Source organism: Acidobacteriota bacterium (genome assembly GCA_040752915.1).
Taxonomy (GTDB): domain Bacteria; phylum Acidobacteriota; class UBA4820; order UBA4820; family DSQY01; genus JBFLVU01.
This window is the reverse complement of sequence record JBFMHB010000104.1, coordinates 1-6,704: the sequence shown is the minus strand read 5'-3', so window position 1 is coordinate 6,704 and position 6,704 is coordinate 1. Positions and strand designations below refer to the sequence as shown.

Sequence of the window (6,704 nt, the reverse complement as noted above, 5' to 3'; positions counted from 1 at the left end):
GTATTCGGCGTACTCCTCCCTACCTCCCAGCTTCTGGTGCAGGGCCGCCGCCACCGTCTGTAGGGCGAAGAGGGGGTTCCGAACCTCGTGCGCCACACCCCCCGCGATCATCCCGATCGTCTCCAGCGTGCGCGCCCGCTGGAGTTCTTCTTCCAGGCGTTTCTTTTCCCGGAGATCCAGGTGAAGACCCACCACTCCGTCGAAATTCCCGGCGCCATCTAGGAGGGGAGTCAGGATGGCATAGGCGGGCACCACCATGCCGTCGGAGCGCAGGAAACGCACTTCCTTGCCTTCCGACTTCCCTGCCTTTCGGAGCAGAAACCCATCCATCGAATCCTGGCGCTCCTCGGGATGAATCAGGGAGAACACATCCTGCCCCAGCAATTCCTTCCGCTTCTGGCCCAGCATGTCCGCCATGCGCCCGTTGGCGAAGGTCACCCTCCCCACGCGGTCCACGGCCATGATTCCCTCCTGGGCGGACTCCACCAGGGTCCGGAAGCGGCGCTCGGAGGCCTCCAGGTCCCGCCGAGCCGCCAGCTTCTCCGTCACATCCTCGGCCACCACGAGGACGGCGGGGCGGCCCTCGAAGGTGAGGGTGTGGGAGTGGATCTCCACCTCGATCCTTCGGCCGCCCCTCAGGAGGTGGACCCACGGGCCCGAATGCTCCAGGACCGCCCTGGACTTCCGGAGGTCTTCCTCCAATCGGGGAACCTCCTCGGGGGGACTGATCTCCTTGAGGGTCATGGAGAGGAATTCCTCGCGGCTGTAGCCGTACTTCTCGACGGCGGCGTCGTTCACCTCCAGGAAGCCAAGGGTCTCGCGGTCGTAGACCCACATGGGGTGCGGGTGGCTCTGGAAGAGCAGGCGGAAGGTCTCCTCGCTCCGCTCGAGCCGCTCGGAGGCCTTCTTTTGTTCCGTGATGTCGATGGCTGTGCCGATGACGGCCATTCGCCCTTCATACTCGCTCCGCCCCGCGGTAAAGAAGATCCACCGCGTCTTCCCCTCCTTGGTCACGATGCGGAACTCGTACTTGTTGAGAACGGCTTCGCCCCGCAACCGCGCTTCGGCCCGCGCCTTGACCATCTCCCGGTCCTCGGGGTGGATCAGCCGGAGGAAGGGCATCCCCACCAACTCATCCGTTCCGTACCCCGTGAGACGCTCGCAGGCGGGGTTGGCGTAGACGAAGCGGTCCTCCTGGTAGAGAAAGATGGCCGTGGCCGCCGTCTCGGCCAGGACCTGGAACCGGCTGCGCTCGGCGGCGAGGTCCTTTTCCTGCCGCTTGAGGCGCAGGAGGGCCTTAACGGTGGCCACCAGAACGGCCGGGTCCACGGGCTGGGTGAGGTATCCCTCGGCGGTCTCGAGGCCATGCGCAACCGCATCGGGGTTGAGGTGCGTGGCGGAAAGATGGAGGACCGGGATCGAGGCGGTGGCCGGCGAGGCCTTGAGCCTACGGCACACCTCGAACCCGCTGAGGTCCGGGAGGTTCACGTCCAAGACGATGAGGTCAGGGTGGTATCTCTCGGCGGAGACCAGGGCCCCTTCCCCCGTCCCCTCCTCCAGGACCTCGAAACCCTGGCGTCTCAGGATGCGTCCCGTGGCGTAGCGCCCCGCGTCGTCGTCGTCCACCAGGAGGACCAGCGGCTCCGCCTCACCCATCGGACTTCCTCCCCCCGGCGGCCAGCCTCTGCTTCAAGGCGTCCCGGATGGAACAGACCACGCTCTCCCTGGAGTAGTTCCGTTTGGCGACGATACTCGTTGCGGACTTCAGGAGCACCCGCCTCTCCTCCTCCGACAGGCTCTGGCTCGTGTAGATGAAGACGGGGATGTCCCGAGTGACGCAGTCCTCCTTCAAACGGTGGAGGACCTCCACCCCGCTCAGGCCCGGCATGACGAGGTCCAGAAAGATGAGCTGAGGGTGTTCCTCCCGGGCCAGGACCAGGCCTTCTTCCCCGCCCGCGGCTTCCACCAGGGAGAACTTGGTGCCTGAAAGGAGGCTCCGGAGGAGGTATCGGGAAACCTCCTCGTCGTCGATCACCAGGATCTTCTCCACCGGACCGAGGCGGGCCGCCTCGCCCAGCTTGCGCAGGAGCCACCTCCTGTCCACGGGCTTCACGCAGAAGTCGTCGGCCCCCAAGGCCAATCCTTTGTCCTGGTCGTCCAGGATGGAGGCCACCAAAACGGGGACGGAGCGGGTCAAAGGGTCCGCCTTGAGGAAGGAGAGGAGTTCCCACCCTTCCCCGCCCGGCAGGAGGATGTCCAGAACCACGGCGACCGGGGCGATGGTCTTCAAGACTTGCTTCGCCTCCCTCACGGAGGAGGCCGCCAAGACCTGGAACCCCGAATCCTGCAAGTAGCGCTCGTACAGGGCAAGGGTGATGGAACTGTCCTCCACGATCAGGACCGGCCGGCGGGCCAGATCCTCGGTGGGCAGGACATCCTCGGCCCGCTCCGCGTGCGAGAGGGGCAGGCGGAGCCAGAATGTGCTCCCCTTGCCCGGCTCGCTTTCGACGGTCAGCGCTCCCCCCAGGAGGGCGGCGAGTTTGCGGGAGAGGGGCAGGCCCAGCCCCGTCCCACGGGCCTGCCGTTGAAGCCGGTTGTCCACCTGGGCGTATTCCTCGAAGATCCTCTCCTGGGCTTCTTTGGGAATGCCGATTCCCGTGTCGGAGACGGCCAGGATCAGGTCGTCCCCCCGGCAGAATGCGCGCAGGCGAATCTCTCCCTGCTCGGTGAACTTGAGGGCGTTGGAGAGGAGATTCCTCAGGATCTGGGAGAGCTTCCCCTCGTCGGTCCAGAGGAGAGGCAGCCCCGACGGATCCTCGAAGACAATCTCCACGCTCCCCTTGGCCAGGAGGGGCTTGATCATGCCTCGCAGGGTCCCGAAGAGGATGCTGAGGTCCACCTCCGAGGGCCGAACCTCCATCTTTCCCGCTTCCACTTTGGCCATGTCCAGCAGGTCGTCGACCAGGCTCGTCAAGTCCTGGGCGGCCTTCTGGATGAAGCCCACCTGCTTTCGCTGCTCCTCCGTGAGAGGCCCGTCGGCCTGTTCCAGGAGCAATCGCGAGAGGGCCAGGGTGGAATTGAGGGGGGTGCGGAACTCGTGGCTCATGTTGGAGAGGAACTGCGCCCTCAAGTCGCTCATGCGGCGGACGGCGCTGGTCTTGTCCTCCAGCTCCGCATAGAGGGCCACGATGCCCCGATTGGTCTCTTCCAGTTCTCGATTGACTCGAAGGAGATCCTCGTTGCGGACGCGGAGGGCTTCCAGCGTGTCCAGGAGTTCCTGGTTCTGGCGCTGGATTTCCTCGGCGAGGCTCCGGGGCTCGGCCCGCTGGAGGTCCCGTGTGATCTTCTCCACGGAGACCGCGGTCAGAACGGGGACCGAGAGGGGCAGGCGCTTCCAAAGGCGAATCGTCGTGCCTTGCCGGGGGAGGGAATCCACTTGAAACTTGTCCACGAGGCGCCGGGAACCCGCCAGGCCCAGCCCCATTCCTGTGGACGATCGGTAGGACCCGGCCAAGATCCTCTCCAGATCTGGGATGCCGGGTCCCTGGTCCCGGACTTCCACCAGGAGGCTCTGGGGCGCCACGGCGCCCTCCACGGCGAAGGAGACGGTACCCCCACCGGCGTACTGGAAGGCGTTCCGCGCGATTTCCGACACGGCCGTGGCCACCCGCACCTGGTCCTGGGAGTCCAATCCCACCAGCGCGGCCACCTCCCGCGCCCGCTGCCGCGCGAGCACCACGTCGTTCTCGTACTTGACCTGCACGTGAATCAGGGGGATCACGGCCCGTCCTCCTCCTGGTCCGCCTTGAGCGCCGCGACCGTCACGTCGTCCGTTCCCCGCGCCCAGTCTCGATACAGAACCCCCGCTTGAAGGGCAGGGTGTCGCCGAGTCAGGCCGGGATACTGATCCAGGGACCACCGCGAAGTCAACCCGTCCGAATGGAGAAGGAGCATCGTCCCGGGGGTCCAGGGAACTTCCTGGACGCCGGGCCTGACCTTCTCGGCCCCCAACGTTCCGGCACGGGGCATCCACCGCTTCTCCCCATCCAAATGGACCACCATCCCGGCGACGTTCCCCACTCCGGCGAATCGGATCCTCTCCGCCCCCAAGTCCATCTCCCCCACGGAGCAAGCCGCCCCGCGCCCGTGACGCGATGCCTCGTGGAGAAATGCAAAGAGTTCCTCCAGGTCGAGGAAGGGGCCCCTCCAGAAGGCACGCAGGACGGCATCGGCCGCCTCCGCCGCCAGCGGGCCGTGGCCGAGGCCATCCACCACGATCAGACGGCCCCGGGAGCCCGAGACGGCGACGGCCCACGCATCACCCCCCACCGGCTCTTCGGCGACAGGAAGGCAGACGGCGCCGGCCTGGAAGCTGCCGGCACGGGGCGGTCTCTTTCGGAAAACCCGGAGGAGAACCGCCGTTCCCTTACCGGGGTGCGTGTGGAGGTCGAACTGGTCTGAAAGGCGCCGCATCGCGCCGAGACCGGTTCCCGGAGTCCCGGCCGTCGAGAAGCCGTCCCTCAGGCAGCCTCCCACGTCCTTCATCCCGGGGCCCCGGTCCAGGCCCAGGAGCTCGATACCGGGCGAGGCCTCCTCCTCCACGATGCGGAGCAGGACCTCCCCGCCGCCGGCGTGCTTGAAAAGGTTCCCCGCCAGTTCGGTAGCGAGGAGGGCCACCCTTCCCTCCCTTTCCTCGCCGAAGCCGAGAGCGCGAGCAGTCTGCATCGCCTGCCGCCGCACCTCGGAGGCGTCGGTCCTTTCCCGCACCTCGACGCGAATGCTCTGCTTTAGCGCCATTTGATCCCTACCACCCGGGTCCCCTCCCCCATCCTGGACTCTACGGTCAGGTCTCCCAGCAACCGCCGGGCGCCCCCCAGCCCAAGCCCCAGGCCCCCGGCGGTGCTGAAGCCGTCCTCCAGGGCCTTTCCGACGTCCTGAATCCCCGGACCGCGGTCCTCGAAGGCCATGGAGAGCCCTACGCGCCCGTTTCGCTCCAGGACGCTCACGAAGCACCGGCCTCCTCTTCCGTGGATCAGGGTATTGCGGGCGAGTTCGCTGGCGGCGGTGAGGATTTTGGTCTGGTCCACCAGGGAGAAACCCAGGCGGGCGGCCCACTCCCGAGCCCGAATCCGCGCTCTCACCACGTCCGCCTCGTCCCGGATTGGAATCTCCTCGGGAGGGGACACGTCACCCACAGTCCGCCCCTCCCCTTCCTTCCTTCCCAGGCCTCGCCAGGAGCTCCATGCCCTGGTCCACGTTCAGCGCCGTCCGGACCCCCGCCAGGGAAAGTCCCAGCTCCACCATGGTAATGGCCACGGCGGGCCGCATGCCCACGACGACCGTCTCGGCGTCGAGGACCCTCGACATGGACGCGATGTTCCCGAGCATCCTTCCGATGAAGGAATCCACGATCTCCAGAGCGGAGATGTCCAGGAGGACGCCATGGGCCCCGGTCCGCTGAATGGCGCTCATGAGATCGTCCTGGAGGGCCATGGCCAGGCGGTCGTGCATGTCCACCTGGATGGTCACCAGGAGGTAGGGGCCGACCTTCAGGATAGGGATCCGCTCCATGGCGGCTCACCCCTCTTTCTGAGGACGGGGGCCTCCGCCGATCCGGGCCAGGGCCAATCGAAACGCGTCCGCCAGGGTGGACTTGGTGGGAACGTCCGACAGGTTGATGCCGAGATGGACGATGGTCTGGGCGATCTGCGGGCGGATGCCGCTGATGATGCACTCGGCCCCCATGAGCCGGGCGGCGGCTACCGTCTTGATCAGGTGCTGGGCCACCAGGGTGTCCACGGTGGGGACTCCGGTGATGTCGATGATGGCGACCTCCGACCCCGTCTCCACGATCTTCATGAGGAGACTCTCCATGACCACTTGAGTCCTCGCCGAGTCGAGGGTTCCGATGAGGGGAAGACCCAGGATTCCGTCCCACAGCTTGACGACGGGCGTGGAGAGCTCAAGGAGTTCTTGCTGTTGGCGGGCGATAATTTCCTCCCGGCCCTTGAGGTAATGTTCAAAAGTGAGAAGGCCCAGGCGATCCAAAAGGCTCATGATCCCGGCCGACACGACCTCCATGGAGCGGGCCTCCGCCTCTTTGGAACCCTTGAGTTCCTCCAGAAGGACCCTGCGAAGGGCAAAAACAAAACCCGCCGTTTCGGAGGGCCCGAATCCCCTTCTCCCCCGGTCCCGGGATACCTTTTCCAGGAAGACCCGCAGGGGCTCCCAAGCGGGGTCCCCCAGGTCTTCCGACTGGGCCGCGGCCATTCCCCGACCCAACAATCGCAAGAACTCGGCTCCTTCTTGGGCCAAATCCGCCTCCGACATGAGGTCGGGCCGCAAGGTCCCGATCCGATCTTGTTCCTGCACCCAGGTCTTCAGAATGGACTTCTCCTTGTCCAGGAGGATTTCGCCTAGCCCCGCCCAACGCTTTTCCGCCATTTGACGCCTCCTTGGGGCATGCACGGCCCCGGGAATAAAAGGCCTGCCAAGGTTTTCTCCTTCAATCCCGTCAAGAGCGCTTACTTTATCTTTCAGAGACGATTTTTGCTCCCGCCAAGGAAAAGTCAAGTAGGCGACTTGCCTCAGCTAATTTCTTTCCGAAATGGATTCGTTGCCTCACCTAAGAATCTTGCCGAAAGGAAGTAAACAAGTGGAGGGGCGCCGCCCCCGAAAGGAGGGGTGCTCCAGGATGAGGCTGA

At 65.6% G+C, this 6,704-nt stretch carries 6 protein-coding genes; all 6 read right to left on the bottom strand.

Going from position 1 to position 6,704, the window contains the following annotated elements; genetic code table 11:
* The coding region (locus AB1824_12735; protein MEW5765830.1) for a PAS domain S-box protein at positions 1-1,656 on the bottom strand (1,656 nt) is incomplete at its 3' end.
* The gene (locus tag AB1824_12730) at positions 1,649-3,781 is read right to left on the bottom strand and encodes an ATP-binding protein (GenBank protein ID MEW5765829.1); all 2,133 of its coding nucleotides are present in this window, start codon (positions 3,779-3,781) and stop codon (positions 1,649-1,651) included. The genes AB1824_12730 and AB1824_12735, both read right to left, overlap by 8 nt.
* Entirely contained in the window at positions 3,778-4,797 is a 1,020-nt protein-coding gene (locus AB1824_12725; protein ID MEW5765828.1) for an ATP-binding SpoIIE family protein phosphatase, read from the bottom strand. The genes AB1824_12730 and AB1824_12725 overlap by 4 nt, the downstream gene beginning before the upstream one ends.
* Positions 4,788-5,195: an anti-sigma regulatory factor gene (locus tag AB1824_12720; protein ID MEW5765827.1), complete on the bottom strand. Its 408-nt coding sequence runs from the start codon at positions 5,193-5,195 to the stop codon at positions 4,788-4,790. Before AB1824_12720 ends, AB1824_12725 begins: the two co-directional genes overlap by 10 nt.
* Positions 5,188-5,571: an STAS domain-containing protein gene (locus tag AB1824_12715; GenBank protein MEW5765826.1), complete on the bottom strand. Its 384-nt coding sequence runs from the start codon at positions 5,569-5,571 to the stop codon at positions 5,188-5,190. Before AB1824_12715 ends, AB1824_12720 begins: the two co-directional genes overlap by 8 nt.
* Positions 5,572-5,577: 6 nt before the next feature.
* A complete protein-coding gene (locus tag AB1824_12710; protein MEW5765825.1) occupies positions 5,578-6,444 on the bottom strand; it encodes an STAS domain-containing protein in 867 nt (288 codons plus the stop codon).
* Positions 6,445-6,704 lie beyond the last annotated feature (260 nt).